This window comes from Clostridium sp. C8, from assembly GCF_001010885.1.
In the GTDB taxonomy this organism is placed as follows: Bacteria; Bacillota; Clostridia; order Clostridiales; family Clostridiaceae; genus Clostridium; species Clostridium sartagoforme.
Window position 1 is genome coordinate 170270 of the sequence record NZ_LBMX01000012.1, and the last position, 18723, is coordinate 188992.

The 18723-nt window shown below is 33.4% G+C and carries 18 protein-coding genes and 1 riboswitch; of the genes, 15 read left to right on the forward strand and 3 right to left on the reverse strand.

All coding sequences use genetic code 11. The features are described from left to right. Positions 1-27 precede the first annotated feature (27 nt). From mobC to AAT22_RS02520, 13 genes are all read left to right on the forward strand, one after another. Entirely contained in the window at positions 28-585 is a 558-nt protein-coding gene (gene mobC, locus AAT22_RS18730) for a plasmid mobilization relaxosome protein MobC (protein WP_156174272.1), read from the forward strand. Beyond that, a complete protein-coding gene (locus tag AAT22_RS18505) occupies positions 576-2597 on the forward strand; it encodes a relaxase/mobilization nuclease domain-containing protein (RefSeq protein WP_052953891.1) in 2022 nt (673 codons plus the stop codon). Before mobC ends, AAT22_RS18505 begins: the two co-directional genes overlap by 10 nt. Positions 2598-2963: 366 nt before the next feature. After that, a riboswitch (NiCo riboswitch) is annotated at positions 2964-3070 on the forward strand. Between the two features lie 110 nt (positions 3071-3180). Next, on the forward strand, positions 3181-5700 hold the full coding sequence (locus AAT22_RS02470; RefSeq protein WP_047000131.1) for a cation-translocating P-type ATPase: 2520 nt from the start codon (positions 3181-3183) through the stop codon (positions 5698-5700). Positions 5701-5853: 153 nt separating this feature from the next. Continuing rightward, positions 5854-6237 (forward strand): flagellar basal body rod protein FlgB, encoded by a 384-nt coding sequence (gene flgB / locus AAT22_RS02475; RefSeq protein WP_242849777.1) that lies wholly within the window; start codon positions 5854-5856, stop codon positions 6235-6237. A gap of 98 nt (positions 6238-6335) precedes the next feature. Continuing rightward, entirely contained in the window at positions 6336-6731 is a 396-nt protein-coding gene (locus AAT22_RS02480; protein WP_047000133.1) for a zinc-ribbon domain-containing protein, read from the forward strand. A gap of 14 nt (positions 6732-6745) precedes the next feature. Beyond that, on the forward strand, positions 6746-7627 hold the full coding sequence (locus tag AAT22_RS02485) for a cation diffusion facilitator family transporter (protein WP_047000134.1): 882 nt from the start codon (positions 6746-6748) through the stop codon (positions 7625-7627). Positions 7628-7949: 322 nt separating this feature from the next. Further along, on the forward strand, positions 7950-8684 hold the full coding sequence (locus tag AAT22_RS02490) for a protein kinase (RefSeq protein WP_047000135.1): 735 nt from the start codon (positions 7950-7952) through the stop codon (positions 8682-8684). Positions 8685-8790: 106 nt separating this feature from the next. Further along, positions 8791-9387, forward strand: a complete 597-nt coding sequence (locus tag AAT22_RS02495; protein ID WP_047000136.1) for a class I SAM-dependent methyltransferase — start codon at positions 8791-8793, stop codon at positions 9385-9387. A gap of 21 nt (positions 9388-9408) precedes the next feature. Continuing rightward, entirely contained in the window at positions 9409-10065 is a 657-nt protein-coding gene (locus tag AAT22_RS02500) for an L-2-amino-thiazoline-4-carboxylic acid hydrolase (protein ID WP_047000137.1), read from the forward strand. An 8-nt stretch (positions 10066-10073) separates the two neighbouring features. Then, the gene (locus AAT22_RS02505; protein ID WP_047000138.1) at positions 10074-10688 is read left to right on the forward strand and encodes an L-2-amino-thiazoline-4-carboxylic acid hydrolase; all 615 of its coding nucleotides are present in this window, start codon (positions 10074-10076) and stop codon (positions 10686-10688) included. A gap of 168 nt (positions 10689-10856) precedes the next feature. Beyond that, positions 10857-11519 (forward strand): response regulator transcription factor, encoded by a 663-nt coding sequence (locus AAT22_RS02510; RefSeq protein ID WP_347456684.1) that lies wholly within the window; start codon positions 10857-10859, stop codon positions 11517-11519. 4 nt (positions 11520-11523) lie between these two features. Continuing rightward, positions 11524-12870: a HAMP domain-containing sensor histidine kinase gene (locus AAT22_RS02515; RefSeq protein WP_047000140.1), complete on the forward strand. Its 1347-nt coding sequence runs from the start codon at positions 11524-11526 to the stop codon at positions 12868-12870. 65 nt (positions 12871-12935) lie between these two features. After that, on the forward strand, positions 12936-13661 hold the full coding sequence (locus AAT22_RS02520) for a VTT domain-containing protein (RefSeq protein ID WP_047000141.1): 726 nt from the start codon (positions 12936-12938) through the stop codon (positions 13659-13661). A 477-nt stretch (positions 13662-14138) separates the two neighbouring features. Here AAT22_RS02520 and AAT22_RS02525 read toward each other — a convergent pair whose 3' ends face one another. The 3 genes from AAT22_RS02525 to AAT22_RS02535 all read right to left on the reverse strand — a co-directional run bounded on the left by AAT22_RS02525 (position 14139) and on the right by AAT22_RS02535 (position 15850). Beyond that, a complete protein-coding gene (locus AAT22_RS02525) occupies positions 14139-14390 on the reverse strand; it encodes a hypothetical protein (RefSeq protein ID WP_242849778.1) in 252 nt (83 codons plus the stop codon). Further along, positions 14383-14751, reverse strand: coding sequence for a hypothetical protein (locus AAT22_RS02530; RefSeq protein WP_047000142.1), 369 nt, complete (start codon positions 14749-14751; stop codon positions 14383-14385). Before AAT22_RS02530 ends, AAT22_RS02525 begins: the two co-directional genes overlap by 8 nt. Positions 14752-15121: 370 nt before the next feature. Beyond that, positions 15122-15850: an SIS domain-containing protein gene (locus AAT22_RS02535; protein ID WP_047000143.1), complete on the reverse strand. Its 729-nt coding sequence runs from the start codon at positions 15848-15850 to the stop codon at positions 15122-15124. 435 nt (positions 15851-16285) lie between these two features. On the opposite strand from AAT22_RS02535, the gene chbG reads away from it, so the two are divergent. Together chbG and AAT22_RS02545 are read left to right on the forward strand one after the other, a co-directional pair. Beyond that, on the forward strand, positions 16286-17071 hold the full coding sequence (gene chbG, locus AAT22_RS02540) for a chitin disaccharide deacetylase (protein WP_047000144.1): 786 nt from the start codon (positions 16286-16288) through the stop codon (positions 17069-17071). Between the two features lie 71 nt (positions 17072-17142). Further along, positions 17143-18705, forward strand: coding sequence for a PTS transporter subunit EIIC (locus AAT22_RS02545; protein WP_047000145.1), 1563 nt, complete (start codon positions 17143-17145; stop codon positions 18703-18705). Positions 18706-18723 lie beyond the last annotated feature (18 nt).

Below are 18723 nucleotides of genomic sequence, written 5' to 3' on the forward strand. Positions count from 1 at the left end.
ATATCTCAATTTGTAATAACAGTCCCAGTGGCAGTGATACAAATTGTAATAAGTACAGATGGAATTATCACATTCTGTGCTTACAATATAACAGGGGTATTAGGGGATTGCGGTCCCCTAACCAGATTTTGTTTAACGCCCTGCGTTATACGTATCTGGCAAAATCTATCTTTAGGTGGTTTTGTAAAGGATGTAAAAGAACCAAAACAAAAGCAAAGCACAGATAAAAAGGAGGTGCAGCTTATAGGTCGAAGGAAACAAATGGTCGAACCGAGAAGAAATTTTACGATTCGATTATCGGAATTAGAAGAGAAGCAGATGAAGTTGGATGCCGAGGCAAATGGATTAAACCCCAGTGAGTATGTTAGGGAATTAATTCTTCATGGTGGTTCAATTGATACTTCATTTGCGTTGGACAGAAGAAATCTTATCAATCAGATTTCTTCTGTTGGTAATAATATTAACCAATTAACACGACTGGCTAATACCAATAAGCTAGTTAGTGATTCTATATTAAAACAGGTAGTGGATTTACTAAAAGAAATCCAAAAATTAATGATGGAGGTGATAAAGAAATGGCGATAACCAAGGTCGGATGTATGAAGGCTAGTAAGAAAAAACAAAAAGACATTCATCTGAAGAACAGTATCAATTATATTTTGAATCCTATGAAACTTGGAATGGTCAATCTGGCGGGCGGTATTAACTGCCCGTTGGAAATTGCATATGAGCAGATGAAGGCAACCAAGGAGATGTTTCAAAAAACTGGTGGAAGGCAGGGGTATAGCTTAATTATTTCACTTAAGCCGGGAGAGGGAACACCTGAGATTATGTATGATATAGCAATGAGATTTACTGATATTTTCCTAAAAGGCAAGTATGAAGCAGTTGTAGCAGTTCATACAGATAGAGCTCATCTACACGCACATATTGTATTTAACAGTATTGATATGACAGAAGGATATAAGTTCCAATATCATAACGGAGACTGGAAGCACATTTTACAACCCATAACAAATCAGCTATGTGAGGAGTATGGACTTGAGATAATGCCGGCAGAATATAGCGAAGATCCTAAGAATATGTCAAGACCTGAGTGGGAGAGGGAACAATCCTATTCTACACTGATAAAAGGTGATGCATTTTATTGTGCAATATTGGCAGAGAGTAATCAGCATTTTATATTTCTACTAAAAAGTTTGGGATATGATGTAAAAGAAGGTAAACATATTGCGGTTAAGGCTCCAGGGATGAAACGTTTTAAACGTATTGATACTATAGACGAACAGTTATCGAAAGAAAATCTAGATATATTAATTCGTTATGGAGACAGTAAGAGTGCTAGACCGAAGGTCAATACCTTTAATCCAATCTATGTGAAACGTGCCAAATTGTCACAGTTTCAAAAGAAGTATTACGCGAGAATGTACCGCTTGAGACTAATTGAGAAAAAGCGATTTAATTATAAATCAGCATATTATTATGAGTCTATCAAGCAGATGCATTTACTACAAGAAGAGTATCTATTGGTGGTAAATAATGATGTGAATTCATTCACAGATTTATTGAACCTGACCAATGAGCTTCAGCAGGATCTAAAAGATGTGGAGACGGAACAAAACCAAATGTATTCTAATCATGGCATTGAGAAACGTAAATGCAAGGAGGTTGAAGATTTTGAAAAGTTCCGAAGTAATGAGCCTGAGTATAAACGTGAATTAGAAGCGTTAAAGGAACGAAAGGGCAAGATTAAAGATCAGATTCAGATTGCGGACAGATGTTATAAGAAGGAATTATCTAGGGCAGAAGAAGTACTGGAACGAATGATACCAGTTGGTGATATGGAGGATATTGGTGATATCTATGATGTGGATGTGCCAGAGAATCCGTATAAGGAAGCTGCTGTGAAGGTAGAAGAAGTAATTGCACCAAAACAAATAGCACCGGTGGTAGAAGCGGTAATAGAACCCATGATAGAACCAAAGTCAATGATAATTCCAGAATCTGTTATTAAACCGATAACGGAAATAGTTGATGTGGTAGAGAATGAGGCGAAAATAAATTTTGAGATTGAGGAAACTTTATTATATATTCCACAAAACACTGCTCAAGAAATTAGGGAATTACCAAAGACACTAGATGAATACCAAAGATTGTCATTGCAAGAAAAAGCAGAAAGATTCCCATTTGAAAAATATACGGATGATAAGGCATTTGATTATTTTATGAATTATTTGACGGAGATTGGCAGCAATATGGGATTTAGCGAAGCATATGATGAATTTGCTGAAATATCAGAATTTTACGATAAGATGCAGGAACAAAAACTGGTTGAGCATGAAATTGAGAAATCAATGTATTTATGTGATGAAATGGGTATGTCTTCGGAATTGTTCAAACAGGCAAATGCGGATATAAGAGCAATGGTCTTTCATCTGGATGAACTGGATTATAAGGTTGGAATTAAGGTATATCGAGGAGTTCTTGAAAAGCTAGGAATACAGAAAGATTTGATGGAAGTCTATGAGGAATTTGACGAGGTTTATAAGGAAAGTGTGACAGATAAGAAGAAAGATGAAAAGGAATGGAGGAGATAAGAGAGAGCTGGCTGGTACTGTGGGGGTATTTTCGATTTTGAGTAACTTTTCATGAAGCACCCTATACAAAAGTACACGAAGGATGTATCTGAAATTGTACCAGAAGTAAAAAATATTGAGACAAAGAAGGATGGTAAATCAAGATAGGAGCATAACTAGTAAGTATCATTATAGTGACGATTGAATTTATTTCTGCTTAAACAGAATGTAGGAGTGTTTTTAAATAAATTGTAACAATTTGCAAAAATGATAGAAAACTCAGTATAAAAATTCAAGATTTTAAAATATTGACAACTAAATGGTAATGTGTTAGTATAATAATACTCTTTGCGCTGCATTACATTTCTTATATGAGATGCGAGATCAACAGTACAATCTGAGCAGGCGATGAACCTTGTTTTTAATGAGGTCATGGGGCTGGGCCGCAATATGTGGCAGCAGAATGTGATATTATACACATCTGTGGGACAGTAGTATGTTCCATAGGTGTGTTTTTTTATACCAAAAGGAACAAAATGAACTTGAATGGAGTGCCATAGAGCTATCAATCGAATGCCAAATAGGCTAAATGGAGGTAACTTTTATGACAGACTACAAACAAAACATGGCGGGACTAAGCTCCGCCGAAGCTAAGAAACTGCAGGACAGATATGGTAAAAACGAATTGACTCCACAAAAGAAAGAAAGCTTCATCAAGAAGATCTTTCATATCATTTGTGAGCCAATGTTTTTACTGTTGATTGTTGCTGCAGTTATTTATTTTATCCTTGGTGAGCCAAGAGATGGTGCTATCATGTTGATTTTTGTTTTAGGTATTATCAGCATTGATGTTATTCAAGAATGGAAAACGGATAAAACTTTAAATGCGTTAAAAGATCTATCAGCGCCCCACGTCACGGTTATTCGTGATGGAAAAGAAACAGTAATTGCAAGTTCTGATCTTGTACCTGGTGACTTAATGATGATTTACGAGGGAGTGAAAATTCCGGCTGATGGTACTGTGATAAAATGCAGTGCCATTTGCGTAGATGAATCTTCTCTTACTGGTGAGGCAGAAGGAGTTTGGAAGATTACTAAAGAAAACGCAGAGCCTACGAATGATTATTGGCGTAAAGATTATTGCTATGCGGGAACGTTGGTAACACAAGGAACAGCAACTGTATTGGTCGATAAAATAGGTGCAACGACCGAATATGGCAAAATTGGAGCAAATGTAGCCACAGCACCAAATGAAGATACCCCTCTCCAGAAACAAACAGGTGGTTTGGTAAAGGTTTGTGCAGGAATCGCAGCTGTATTGTTTGCACTTGTCGGAGTGGTTACCTATTTTAATATTCCTGATCATGTTTTTGGGGATAGAATTATTGAAAGTATTCTTTCTGGCATTACGCTTGCGATGGCAATGATACCTGAAGAATTTCCGGTTATTTTAACCGTATTTTTATCTATGGGAGCTTGGCGCTTGGCAAAAAAACAATCCCTTGTGCGTAAATTACCATCTGTTGAGACTTTAGGTGCAGTATCTGTACTATGCGTTGATAAGACAGGAACAATAACCATGAACCAGATGACGGTGCAGAATACATGGGCATTGAGTGATGATACACATTCTCTCATTGAAACTATGGGACTTGGTTGTGAGACAGATGCTTATGATCCAATGGAAAAAGCAATGTTAAGTTATTGTGATAATCATGGAATTTCGAAAGAGCATTTGTTTGGCGGAGAACTTATTAAAAAGTATGCCTTTACAAATGAACTGAAAATGATGGGGCATGTATGGCGCAGAAATGGCGAAATCATCATTGCTGCTAAGGGATCGTCAGAGCGAATTTTGACTGTCTGCAATATGTCTAATAACGATCTAGAGATTGCTGAACAGAAAATCATTGAAATGTCTAAGGAAGGATTACGTGTTATTGCTGTAGCTACTATGAAGCCACAGACCGAAAAAGACATTCCAGAAAAAATCACAGATTGTTCGCTTACGCTTCTTGGATTGATTGGACTTGCCGATCCTCCGAGAGAGAGCGTAAAAAGTGATATAGCTGTCTGCAACAAAGCGGGTATTCGTGTAGTAATGATTACAGGAGACAATGGTATTACAGCCTCCTCCATAGCAAAAAAAATTGGTATGCCAAACAGTGATCATATTATAACTGGAGATATGTTAAATGAAATGAGCGACGAAGAACTATGTGAAAAAGTTAAGGACGTAAGTATCTTTTCCCGTGTTGTTCCAGAGCATAAAATGCGTATTGTAAAAGCATTTAAAGAAAATGGAGAAATTGTAGCAATGACAGGTGATGGTGTAAATGATGCACCGGCACTGAAATATGCAGACATTGGTATTGCAATGGGTAAGCGTGGTAGTGAGGTATCAAGAGAAGCTGCTGATTTAATACTAATGGATGATAATTTTACAACAATTGTTGAAACAGTGAAAGATGGTAGAAGAATATATGATAATATCCGTAAGGCGGTCGGATATGTTTTCACAATTCATATTCCAATAGCATTTGCATCCCTTTTAGCACCAATTTTAGGAATAACACCTGCAGCGATTCTTCTTCTGCCTCTTCATGTTGTTTTGCTGGAATTGATTATAGATCCAACCTGTTCCATCGTTTTAGAGCGTCAACCCGCTGAAACAGACATTATGGATAGGAAACCTCGCAATCCGAAAGAGAAACTGTTAAATACTGGCATATTTATTAAAAGTATTATTCAAGGACTTGTTATTTTTGCAGCTTCTTTTGGCGCTTACTTTACCACTCTTGGTGGTAATCCGGATAATGCACCATTAGCTCGTGCAATGGGTCTTGCAATTATTATGCTTTCTAATCTATTTTTGGTTCAGGTTAATAGCTCGGATCACGATTTTGCGTTTCAATCGATTGCTCGTCTTGCAAAGGATAAGGTAATGTGGGCGGTTAATATTTTCACGGTCCTTGGACTGCTCATTATCCTCTATACACCTGTTAACCATTTCTTAAAATTTGAACCATTATCAGTTAGTCAGTTATTTGGTGCAGTAGGAATTGCAGCGGTAGCTGTAATGTGGTATGAACTTGTGAAACTAGTAAAGAAAATTATAAAATGATAAATGTTTTAACATTTAATAAAATAGCTTACTTGATATCTGACGGTATTGTGTTTTGAAGGTTTCGTCAGATATTGAGGGTTTATGATTAGTCAATTAAATATCTTTGTTGAAAAAATAATGTACAAATTCAAAAAACAATACCCCTTCCCTGTGAGAGGAGATACAATAATGATTGATAAAATATTAGAGAGTAAAAATATAGTACACAAGGCATTAGATGTAGCTTGGGTGCGTAACCAGACAATATCTGAAAACATTGCAAATGTTGATACTCCTAATTATAAAAGAAAAACAGTATCCTTTGAAGAACAATTGCATCAAGAAATGAGCAAAAGTGATTTTGAAAATAGTGATGTAAAAAACATTGATATAAAAGTAGCAGAAGAAAATACTAATTTTAGTTATAGACTTGATGGAAATAACGTAGATATAGATACAGAATCTGTAGCGTTAGCCGAAAATTCAATTCGCTATAATGCTTTGATGCAGAGCGCAGGATATTCTAATATTAAACTCGTTTTAGGTATTAAATAAAACATAAACACTTCTCTATAATATTGGTATTGTAACATTTTCGCTATGAATTGTAGCAAGTGAACTTTCAACATAAATTCAAAAAGGGAGTGATAACTATGAGTTTTTTTTCTAAATCATCAAAAGGACATCATTATAAAAAAGGCAATAACGGGTACAATCATTATGGACAAAAAGGAGTTTTAGGTAATCTTTTTAATACTGTTTTTTCAGGAAGTCATTCAAGGAATCATCATGATCCTTATTACCAACCATACCAAAATCAGCAAATGAATCCTAATCAACCAATACAAATGAATCAGTCTATGCAAAATCAGACCATAGGTCAGCATAACAATTTGATTTGTAGTAAATGTAATTCTAAAATTCCTGCGGGTTCGAAATTCTGCTTGGAATGTGGTGAAAGGGTAAATTTGGAATTGACGTGCCATAATTGTAAGGAAAAGCTTTTGCCAAATGCAAAATTCTGCATGAATTGTGGAACAAAGATATAGAAAAAGGAGAATCAATGAATAAAGAAACACGAAATACAAAACAAGCAATATGGGTGCTATGGATTATCATGGGATTGAACTTTGGAGTTGCTATTTTTAAAATTGCCATAGGAACAATCGCAAATAGTGGAAGTATTATCGCAGATGGATATCATTCTTTAAGTGATGGAAGCGGCAATATTGTAGGAATTGTTGGTTTGTCTATTGCCGGTCGTCCTATAGACAATAATCATCCATATGGGCACAAGAAATTTGAAACTATTTCAAGTATGATAATAGGGATGTTATTATTTGTTGTAGGAAGTAAAGTTGCATTTAATTCTATTACTAATATAATACATCCAAAAACACCTGAGATATCCATGATTAGCTTTGTTGTAATGATTAGTACATTGATAGTAAATATTTTTGTTGTTATATATGAACGATCACAAGGGATAAAACTATCAAGTGATGTTTTAGTATCTGATTCGGAACATACAAAAAGTGATGTACTTATCACATGTGGGGTTATTGTTACAATGATTTTATTGCAAATGGGCGTTCCCCCAATTATAGATGGATGCGTATCATTATTAATTTCATTGTTTATATTTAAAGCAAGTTTTGAAATATTTATGGAAGCAACCAAAACATTAACAGATTCAGCGGTTCTGAATAGTGAAGAAATATATGAAGTAACAATGTCATGTGAAGAAGTAAAAGAGTGTCATAAGATAAGAAGTAGAGGAAGAAAAGATGAAGTATTTATAGACCTGCATGTATTGGTTATCCCAGATATGAAAGTTTCTGAGGCACATGCGTTGCAACATAAAATTGAAAATGTACTTAAATCAAAATTTGGTAGCCAGATTTCAGCCATAATACATGTTGAACCATATTACGAGTCTGTTTAATAAATTAATTTGTTATGAATGTTATGAAACCCTATATTGCCAGTTGGGAAACTATCTCAATATGTAATGTGAGAAAAGTATTCCAACAAAATAGTAGGAGGTGTCCACTGTGAAAATAAAAGAATATCTTACTAAAAAGAAATCTTTTTTTCGAAAAACAAGTTTTTCTTGTAATACAAAATATACCCTTTTTCTTTGCGCTATAATTGGCTTCATAGCTATTTTGTTATGGTTAATTGATTTTCTTGTGTCAATAATTTAGAATCCCTGAAAATTAATAGGCATGGAAAAGACATCATAAAAGGAGTAGAAATACAGTATTATGATACTAGCATTTAACTCAGAATATTTGGAAAAGCAGATTGATGGGTATAAGGTCGTTTGTTCTGTAGGGGAAGGTCGATATGGAAAGTGCTATTTTGCATCTTCTCCATCAGGGTCACCTGTAATAATTAAGCGTTTTAAATCCAAAATGCTTAAGAAGTATAAAGAAAAAAATATACACGAAGCAGTCATCCTTTCACAGCTCAAACACGAAAAAATTCCAGAATTGTTAGGAGTAATAAATAATAAAGGATTTTATGCCTTTGTTTTGGAATTTAAGCCGGGCAAGACGATTGAAGAAATGCTATTCAAGCAAAATTATACATTCAACGCTTCAGAGATATATAATATAGGATTTCAATTAATTGAGGTTATTAAGTACTTACATTATAACGGTGTGGTTCACAGAGATATTAGGTGTGCCAATGTTTTGTATGACGGTAATAATATTTCTCTTGTGGATTTTGGATTAGCCAGATGGATTGATGGCAAGCAATATAAATGTGATATTGACTTTTCTTATTTTGGTGATTTGTTGTTATATCTTATATATTCTACCTTTGAAAAGCCTAAAAAAAGCAAAAAGTACGCATGGTATGAAGAATTACGTATTACCTGCAATCAAAAATTATTTATAAAAAGACTTCTAAGATTAGAGCCTCCTTACAGCGATATAATTGAAGTGAAATGTGATTATATAAAATATTTTAAACCCAAAGAGACCACCATTTAAAGTAAATGTAAGCTTTTGTACGTAAAATATTTGGCGAACCGCTTAGGGATTTATATTTACTGGATATTTACTTAAACTTAATTTTGTTCTGAAGGAGGGTGAGAATTTGAAGTGGTATCGTGATATGCTTTTCCCATATTTGATGAAGATAAATATTGGGAAACCGTCAATTATGAAATACCGTAAACATTTGTTGAAAAGTGCAAAAGGAAATATCTTAGAAATCGGAATCGGTACGGGAACAAATCTTACGGTATATCCAAAGGTAATTTCCAACCTCACAGCGATTGACCCTTATGTGAGAGAATTACCCCAATCTGGTATTTTTGTGACAATAATACCAGAAAACGCCGAAAGAATGAGTTTTGAAGATAATACCTTTGATACCGTTGTTTCGACATTTTCCCTTTGCAGTATGAATAATCTTGCTAACGCATTAACGGAAATTAATAGAGTATTGAAGCCAGGTGGCAGACTACTGTTTCTTGAGCATGGAAAAGCAACGAATAAACCTTGTAAAATATTGCAAAAGATTTTTAATCCCCTGTATAACATATTTGCTTATGGTTGCAACATTACGCGGGATTATGTGGAAGAACTGAAGTGTGCAGAATTTAATATAGTTGAATACAAAATCCATAAAGCGAGGGTTTATCCGAGAACACTTGTTGGATATTTATATGAAGGAATAGCAGAAAAATAAAGGGAGGGGAGTACGCTGCATATGTACAAGATGATTTATAACCTTACGATGTTCAGAAATAAAAAATTGTTTACAGCAAAATATGGCAGTGATTTTTGGCACAAATTCAAAAAACGTTCCTGTGAGTTACTGCATGAGATTTTGCAAAAAACTCCAGATATAGGGAAGAGTGTTTTTTCATTTAATTACAAGTTTGCTCCTGCATACATAGCATGGTACAAAACCTTTTTGGAACTTGGAATATCACAGAATGAAACCATTAAGAACATCTGGGCAATGAACGAAAAAATGGTAACTACCATTCCTAAGGCAATTCTACATGTAACAGGAAAAACGTATTTCAATAGTTTTCGTAAAAAAGCTAATGAACACCTTATTCGGCAGAATGATAATAAACTTCATCCTTATGACTGGCAGATTGAGTTTCGTAACATTGATGTAAATTGCTTTGAAATCGATATAAAAACCTGTGGTATTAAAAAACTTGCACATGATTTCGCTGCGGACGAACTTTTGCCGGGCATTTGTAGAATGGATTATCTATTTGCAAGCCTTATGAAAAACGGTTTTACACGCACCAAAACGTTGGGCGATGGTGATGACTGTTGCAACTGTCATTATGAAATAACAGGAAAATGTGAATGGTCACCTGAAAAAGGATTTATTGATAGAAAGTAGGGATTAGATTGCAGAGGGATGTATTTTCAAAAACACAAATTAAAGGGTTGAGAGTTGAACTGGATAAACAATTTTTATGTGCTGACAAGATTTATAAAAAAGCTTGTCGCATTCTTGTGAAAGAAATAAATGAAATGAATGATCGTGGAAATAAGATGATAGGTGTCCATCTAAAGAAAAGTATCCTTCCCGGTTATGCTTGCTACAAAGCATTAATCAATTCTGGAATAGAAAAGAAGATAGCAATTGATTTTGTAGAAAGGTTAATGTGTAATTCTGCACAAAAAATGGCTAAGATTTGTAAATTACTAAGTACAAAGAAATATGGATTTAAGGTATTCAATGTGTTGTTTAAGCTTGGACTTAAAATTGGTTTTCCAAAAGAAGGATGGACAATAGAATGGATGGAAAATAATAAGCAGTGCATTCGTTTTAATATTACGACATGTCTATACTGCGAGGAACTTAAGAAAAGAAATGCGCTGGAACTTTGCCCAGTATTTTGCAAAACCGATCATGTAACATATGATCCGCTTGCGCCATCCGTTATATTTGAGAGAAATGAAACTCTGGCAAAAACAGGAACAAAGTGTGATTTCTGTTTTAGAAAAGGACGGATATGATTAAGGGATAAAGTCAAGAATGAAATTCCATTTATTCACTTTGATAAGAGCATATTATATTTGGAAACGAAGGAGAGACGTCGGTTTACTCCTTTGTTTTTCTATGTAAGAATAATTACTATATATTCATTTTAAGGTGTTAAAGTATGGTAAAGAGGAGTGTTAGATATGAATGTACTAATAGTTGAAGATGAACAACAAATTGCTTGTTTCATAAAAATGGAACTAGAACATGAAGGATATATGGCTTTAATTGCCATTGATGGCAGAGAAGCAATTGAAAAAGTTAAAACTATTCAGTTTGATATTATTCTACTTGATATTATGATACCATTTATCAATGGAATTGAAGTATGCAAACGTATTAGAGAATTTTCTAATATACCAATTATCATGCTGACCGCAAAGGAAGATATTTCTGATAAGGTTATCGGTTTAGATAGTGGTGCAAATGATTATATTACAAAACCATTTGATATTGAGGAACTATTTGCCCGAATGCGAGTGGTAACAAGAGTTCAGAATGTAGAACAAACAAAAAAACTTACTGCTGATGGAATTGTAATGGATATCGAAACGCATGAGATAATTTGTAATGATAAAAAGGTGGAGTTGACTAAAAAAGAGTTTGATGTGCTTGAACAACTTCTCTGTAATAAAGGAATTGTAATGAGTCGGAGTCGTCTTTTACAAACGGTATGGGATTACGATTATTTTGGTGATAGCAACGTGGTAGATGTAACCATTAAGCACATGCGAATTAAATTGGGAGATAATCAACATAGAATAATTTCTACGGTACGTGGATATGGATACGTCATTAGGAGGTAACAGGGTGAAAATCAAATTACTGTTTCGAAAACTTACGATTACAAGAAAGTTTACCTTGTTTTATGCCTTTGTATTTTCGGTTACGTTATTTCTGCTTAGTGCAGGTGTATTATATAGTGTGGAGTTTTATCAAGCATATGCTTCTCATAATGATATTGAAATTGTCAAAAAAGCAATTCTTGCAGAAAAATTAAATGTTACTGAAATGAAAAAAACGGTAAAGCTCTCAGCAAATAAAAATATTGAAATAATGGTACAACAAGAAGGACAGACAATTTTTAAGTCAGAAAATTTTGATTATCCTTTTTTAACAAAGATTCCGATTGGTAATATATGGACGTATGATGAGGATGAAGAGCACTACCTTGTTGAAAAATCTAATTTTGAAGTAGATGAAGTAAGCTACGAGTTGTATGTAGTTAAAAATTTAAACATTGAAAAAAATTTCTTGAAGATATTATTTATCGTTATTGCGGGTATTGATACAGTGGGAATGTTGATAGCTGTACTGTCCGGATATTTATTTACAAAGCGATTGTTAAAACCTATTGATGAGATTACGAAAACGGCAAGAAATATGAATATGTATAACCTTTCCTCGCGTATTTCTCTGCCAGAGTCTGAAGACGAAATATATATGCTCTCAAAGACATTTAATGAAATGGCAGATGGGATAGAAATTTCGTTTCGGAAACAGACTCACTTTATAGCTGATGCTTCTCATGAATTAAAAACACCGATTGCCGCAATCAAAGGATACGCGAATTTGATCAGTCGATGGGGGAAAGATGATGTAGTAGCACTTGAAAAATCAATAGAAGCGATACAAAAGGAAACTGATAATATGACACAGCTTATCAATAAATTGCTATTTCTTGCAAAAATGGATGCTGCTCAAGCAGTTTCATGTGAAGAAATCAATTTATCTGAGCTAGTATCAGAAATGGTAGAGGAAATGAAGATATATAATGAAAACCATTTGGTTCAGTGTACTTTTGAAGAAGATATATATATCATTTCCGATAAGGCAATGATAAGACAACTAATTCGAATAATTACCGATAACTCTTTCAAATTTACCCTAAATGGTGGGACAGTTTCGATAATATGCAATAAAGAAAATACTCATACGGTACTTCAAATCAAAGATACAGGTTGTGGAATGAGTGAAGAAACACTTACACATATTTTTGATAGATTTTATACTGAAAATATGGCAAGAAATAAAGAAACAAGTGGTAGTGGACTTGGACTGTCTATTGCCAAGGGTATCTGTAACATTTTAAATATAGAAATTTCGGTAAAATCTGAAATAGATAGAGGGAGTATTTTTAAGTTTATTTTCCGTTAGTTTTAATCTACTTTTCATTTTAAAATGATAAAATTTGTTCAGATAAATGAAAGGTAGGTATAGTTATGAAAAGTATTAACATTGAAAAAAAGAACATACTTAAATTTATATTGCTTGTTATTTTTGGGGCAATTATGCTTGGTATTGCCTTGAAGTATGGTTCGTGGGTATCGGAAAACGCAAAGGAACCTCAAAAAGTGCGTGAATATCTTCGCTCATTTGGTAATGCAGGCTTTATGGTGTATGTACTAATACAGTCAGTTCATGTTCTAACGGTTGTTATACCAGGAGATGTTTTTAATATCTGCGGAGGTTATATTTATGGGATTCCATTGGGATTTATATTATCTATCATTGGAATTATGTTAGGCTCTATTATGGCATTTTACATTTCGAGATTTTTAGGTTATGATTTTATTTCTAAATTTATACCGGAGGCGAAAATTCAGAAGGTTAGTAAAGTAATAAACTCAACCCAAGGAATGATTGGTATGTTTATTATTTGTATTATCCCTTTTATACCAAAAGATCTGATGATGTATATTGCTGGACTAACGCCTGTTCGCGCATCAAAATTATTTTTTGTATATGCGCTTTCTAGAATTCCAGGAACATTAATTTGGGTATCAGTTGGAGCTAATATGTATGAAAAAAGTTCAAAAAGTATGATAATAACAGTTATAGGTCTGGTAATTTTATTGATAGTAAGTTTTGCTTTGAAGACATATTACAAAAGGTACGAGATGAGTGAAAATAAGAATTCCGTATATGAAGAGAATTCAAGGGTTTAATAAAACGTAGGAAATAAATTGGATGGAGAATGTATCTACAAGGGAGATGCGGTGGGAAAGTATACAAACAGCAAAGGGCATAGTGATCACGCAGGAGACGTTATCTAAAGTATAATAGGATCAGCTCAGAGAAGATGCTGAATACTATGTGAAGCAAATCTATGTTGTGGAGAATCGAGAGAAGAGGAAATGCAAGAATCATGATTTGCCGGTATTCGATTATTGAGTAAGGAAATTGTGTAGGAGCTTACGTTTCGGTAGTTGTTGAAAAAGGAGTATGCTTTTAAGTGAATTGATTTGCTGTTTCATTATGAGTAAGAAAATCTAGTAATTAACTCGAAATGCAGTTCTCTTTCTGAACTCATATATTAATATATCACTCAATTTATCGCTCATTAAACTGAGCGATAAAACGAGCGATAAGTAGATAATATTAAGAATTGTGAGAAAAATTTGGGGTAGCAACCTGTAACTAAATTAGTAATTAAACCAATTCATAGCATCCACATAATCCTGCAATCCAGTATCAGATAATGCAAATTTAGCATAAGCAAGTGGCTGTTCCTCAGCCAACCGATACAGGTAAACAATATCATTAGGATCATCAAGGCGGACTGTAGCATTAAATTCCTTACATCTAATATATTGCACAGAACCAGGACCTGCATTTACTTCTACGGTATCGGTTACCGGATTATACATAGCGAATTGAAATTGTAATTCACTCATGAGAACCACCATCTTCCCAGAGATATTTAGCCCCATCAAGCATATCAATGATAGCTTTGAGCATATTTTCATAATCCGTTTGAAGTGCTGAGATTTCCTCGGTAGTTGGTAATTCGGCAGCAGTACTATCAAGAAATGCAGTCTGCATAACAAGTAATTGTTGATAAAGATTGTAAATGGTTTCTACAAGTGGATAAATAGTTTCTTTTTTACCGACAACGCAGATGTGGTTATAGATACAGGAACGGACAAAGTAATCTTTCTTCATCATACCGCTGGCAAGTATTCTGGCTTCAATTTGTTTTCTTTCAGCATCAGATATTCTGAAACTTATAGTTGGATTTTTATGTTGGTTGCTCATAGCAAACTCCTTTCAAAAAGTGGCGACATGTCGCCATAATTCTCTTAGTAGCAGCAATTATTTCAGCGACTCGAAAGCCACAAGGAACAACTGCCAAGTAGTAACAAAAAGTAGATTATATCAAGCCTTCAGATGATTTGGTCTGCTACTAAATTGCTACTAAAAGAATGAAAAAAGTTGCGGAAAGCGTAACATTTTAAAGAATAGGTGGGCTGGAAACCGCCATTTATCAGCATTTGACCGTCCGTGATACTTTACTCGGGACGAACTTGAATAATATATGAAACATAGAGAAAGCAATGGATATGAGCTTTCTTGGTTATATTTTTATCATGGCTTTGAAAACACCAAAAGCATAAATCCAAAAGATTTATGCTTTTGGTGTTTTTGTATAACGATTAATAAGATATTCCATCAAATTTAAAGAGTTACCAAAAAAATAATTTAAATTCTGATTTTCATGATCTATACCAGTGGATCCACTTTCTACTATAAAGGAAAGATCACTTTTAGCCGTATAGCTACTGTTTTCTGTAGCTGTCAAGGCAATAACTTTTCCGCCATAATTCTTACACTCTTTTATTTTGAGTAAACCATTTTTGTTTTCACCTGATTGAGAAAATGTAATTAATGTATAAGGTGTTTGATCAGACACTAAGCTAATTTCTACACCTTCTAAGTCAATAGCATAAATTTTTTTTAAGAGTAATTTACGATAAGTATAATTAACTAAGACTTGACAAAACCCTTCACCAAATAAGTAAATTTTTTTATTTGAAAAAGCATTATTAAAATAACTATCTATTTGATTCCAGTCTTGGCTTGCTACCACAAATGGCAATATTTCCAATTGATTTGTGGATTTATGTGAAAATTCATTTGAAAGGAAAAAAATAAATTCTTTAAAATTATTAAAGCCAGCTCTTTTAGCCAAGCGACTAATTGAAGATTGAGATGTATAATTCATTTGTGCAATATTACGAATGTCGAGGATAGATTTGCTTTTAATTGCATCTATAATATTCTCGATTATTTTTTCATCTTCATCGCGAAAGTTGCTATTTGGAAATAAACGATTTAAATAGTATATTTTGGCCATAATCTCACGCTCCTGTGAAAGTATATTCATAAAATGAAAGCGTAACCATGCTGCGGTATAAGCATTGTGGACACTCTTTCTATATACTATACTATTGCTATAAAGAAAGCAAATACAATTGTATGAAAGTAGTTTCTTTAATAAATTTGTTAAGTTGTTATAAAAAATAGCTTAATAAATTTTAGGTTTCTCGTTTTTTGGAATTTATATAAGTTTGATTATTTTTATTCACATGTGAAATAGATCTGTAAAGATAATTAAATTATATAATTTATTGTAGTGACAGCGAGGATATCTAATATTTGTTTTGTTCATTGATCTCTTCTACTTTAATGAATGATAATTAGTTCTAATCAAACGTATTATATTTCCTAGAGTTGAAAAGAAAGATGTTCATATAAATTAATAGAGTGTCTTTAATGAAAGAAGGAAGTTATGAAAAGAGTAATTATTAATGCCGATGATTTTGGTTATTCTTCGGCAGTAAATCAAGGAATCATCAAATCCCACAAAGATGGGATTCTGACCTCAACAACTTTAATGGCTAACATGCCAGGATGTGATGAAGCTATTCTACTTGCTAAAGAAAATGTAAATCTTGGAGTAGGTGCTCACCTTGTTTTAACTTGTGGCAAACCTTTAACTAAAGTGACTTCGCTCATAGATGAAAAAGGAGATTTTTATAATTTAGTTGAATATAAAAAACATCGTAAACAAATGTGTGATGAGGAAATTTTCCAAGAGTGGTCTTATCAAATTGATTATTTGATAGATCAAGGATTGAATTTGACCCATTTAGATAGTCATCATCATGTACATTCTTTTCCTGAAAATTTGGAGATAACGAAAAGAATTGCTAATAAATATAATTTATGTTTTAGAAATATCTTTAACTTAGAGGAAAATATAGAGCTACCTGCTCAAAAGGGAATTAAGGGGTTTTTTGATTTAATGAATCATACAGCTATTCGTGATTTAACAATACCGTTCTATAAAAACCCAGTAAAATGTTTTGAAGAAATTCAAATAGTGCTTGACAAAGTTAAAGATAATGAGATAACAGAGCTGATGGTTCATCCAGCTTATGTAGATGAAATTTTATATTTTAATTCTTCATTCAATATTCAACGAATGAAGGAAGTATCAATTTTATGTGACTCACAAATGAAGAAACTCTTAGAAAAAAATAAGATTGTGACATGTAGCTATAAAAATTTATAAGTATTTGTTGGGTAATAACTTTTTCAAAAAGTTGGAATAATTAAATTAAAAATAATAAAGGGGAAAGATATATGAAAGAGAAGTTTATTAAATCAGCTAGTATTTTTTCAAAAGCAATTATTCAGCCAGTAATGTTTATGGCGGTGACTGGAATTATTTTATCAGTTTGCGCAATTTTGAAACTTGAAATGATGCCAAACTTCACCAAGAATATTGGAGGCTTTATTTTTAATATTTTATCTGGGGGTATGATTGGTCAGCTAAGTGCGATATTTTGTGTAGGGATTGCAGCGGCATTAGCAAAACCAAAATATAAAACGGATGCAGCAATTTTAGGGATTATTACATATTTAATATTTTTATATGCAAATAATTCTTGGTTAACAATTACGAATAGATTAGCTATTGCTGGTGAACAGGGACTTTATGGTACTGGACAAGGGATGGTTTTTGGTATTCAAGTAACTGATATGGGAGTTTTTCTAGGAATTTCTTTAGGTGTATTTGTAGGTTGGATGGTAAATAAGTTTGGTGATATTAAGCTACATAGATATTTATCACCATATTCTGGTACAAAGTCCGTTTATATCTTAATAGTATTTGCGACAATTTTATTTGCAATGGGTATTACTTATGTTTGGCCAATTGTTAATTCAATAGTTGAAGCGGTGGTAAAAACAACTACAACTGCAGGGTCAGTGGGATTCTTCTTCTATGGTTTCTTAAATCGTCTTCTTTTACCGTTAGGGCTACATCACTTTTTATGGATGCCACTTTTTTATACTCCTCTTGGTGGTACTGCAGAAATTGCAGGTCAATTATATAATGGTGCATTCAACATCTGGTTGGCAGAACTAGGAAACGTAAGTCAAATAACAACTATGCATCCATCTATAGGTTATTTATCAAACTTTGGTTCAATTTCTTTACCAATAGGTATTGCCTTTGCGCTTTGGAAAACTGCACGTCCAGAAAATAGAAAGAAGGTTGCTACGATTTTAATTCCAACTGTAATTACAGCTTTCCTAGCTGGTGTTACTGAACCACTAGAATTTTTATTCTTGTTTTTATCACCAGTTTTATGGTTAGCGCATTCTGTAGTATATGGATTGAGTTTGCTCATTACAAACCTAGTAGGAATTAATATCCAATTCGATACAGGAATCAATATGATTATCAATAGTTTCGCGTTTCCAACACGATTAGGGCACCAATATTTAATTCCAGTAATCTTTATTGCAACTGCTGTTCTAGAGTATTTTGTGTTCAAAAAATTGATTGTGAAATTAAATATTCCAACATTAGGTCGCGAAGCAGCTGAGATGGTAAGTGAGCCAGCGGTTGATTCTATTGGAGTTCATTCTGATTCAGAATTTGAACCACAAATTCTAAATATTGTTGCTGGTTTAGGTGGTGCAGACAATATTGAAAACATCATTAATTGCTACACAAGATTGCGTGTTGATGTAAAAGATGAAAATAAAGTTAACATTAAAATGTTAAAAGAAAAAGTTAAAGCTTCCGGAATTGTTGATAAAGGTAAACATATCCAAGTAGTTATTGGTATGGGTGTCGAACAAGAACGTGAAAAAATTGAAGCTTATATAGAATATGTTAAAAAAGAACATGAATAAGTGAGAAATAGTTTTTGA

What these genes read in the sequence shown, in the direction of transcription:
- AAT22_RS02520 (WP_047000141.1), top strand. Translation starts at nt 12,936, where the DNA reads ATGAAAAGTATTAACATTGAAAAAAAGAACATACTTAAATTTATATTG.
- chbG (WP_047000144.1), top strand. Translation starts at nt 16,286, where the DNA reads ATGAAAAGAGTAATTATTAATGCCGATGATTTTGGTTATTCTTCGGCA.
- AAT22_RS02530 (WP_047000142.1), bottom strand. Translation starts at nt 14,751, where the DNA reads ATGAGCAACCAACATAAAAATCCAACTATAAGTTTCAGAATATCTGAT.
- AAT22_RS02490 (WP_047000135.1), top strand. Translation starts at nt 7,950, where the DNA reads ATGATACTAGCATTTAACTCAGAATATTTGGAAAAGCAGATTGATGGG.
- AAT22_RS02470 (WP_047000131.1), top strand. Translation starts at nt 3,181, where the DNA reads ATGACAGACTACAAACAAAACATGGCGGGACTAAGCTCCGCCGAAGCT.
- AAT22_RS02500 (WP_047000137.1), top strand. Translation starts at nt 9,409, where the DNA reads ATGTACAAGATGATTTATAACCTTACGATGTTCAGAAATAAAAAATTG.
- AAT22_RS02510 (WP_347456684.1), top strand. Translation starts at nt 10,857, where the DNA reads ATGAATGTACTAATAGTTGAAGATGAACAACAAATTGCTTGTTTCATA.
- AAT22_RS02535 (WP_047000143.1), bottom strand. Translation starts at nt 15,850, where the DNA reads ATGGCCAAAATATACTATTTAAATCGTTTATTTCCAAATAGCAACTTT.
- AAT22_RS18505 (WP_052953891.1), top strand. Translation starts at nt 576, where the DNA reads ATGGCGATAACCAAGGTCGGATGTATGAAGGCTAGTAAGAAAAAACAA.
- AAT22_RS02545 (WP_047000145.1), top strand. Translation starts at nt 17,143, where the DNA reads ATGAAAGAGAAGTTTATTAAATCAGCTAGTATTTTTTCAAAAGCAATT.
- AAT22_RS02480 (WP_047000133.1), top strand. Translation starts at nt 6,336, where the DNA reads ATGAGTTTTTTTTCTAAATCATCAAAAGGACATCATTATAAAAAAGGC.
- AAT22_RS02485 (WP_047000134.1), top strand. Translation starts at nt 6,746, where the DNA reads ATGAATAAAGAAACACGAAATACAAAACAAGCAATATGGGTGCTATGG.
- AAT22_RS02525 (WP_242849778.1), bottom strand. Translation starts at nt 14,390, where the DNA reads ATGAGTGAATTACAATTTCAATTCGCTATGTATAATCCGGTAACCGAT.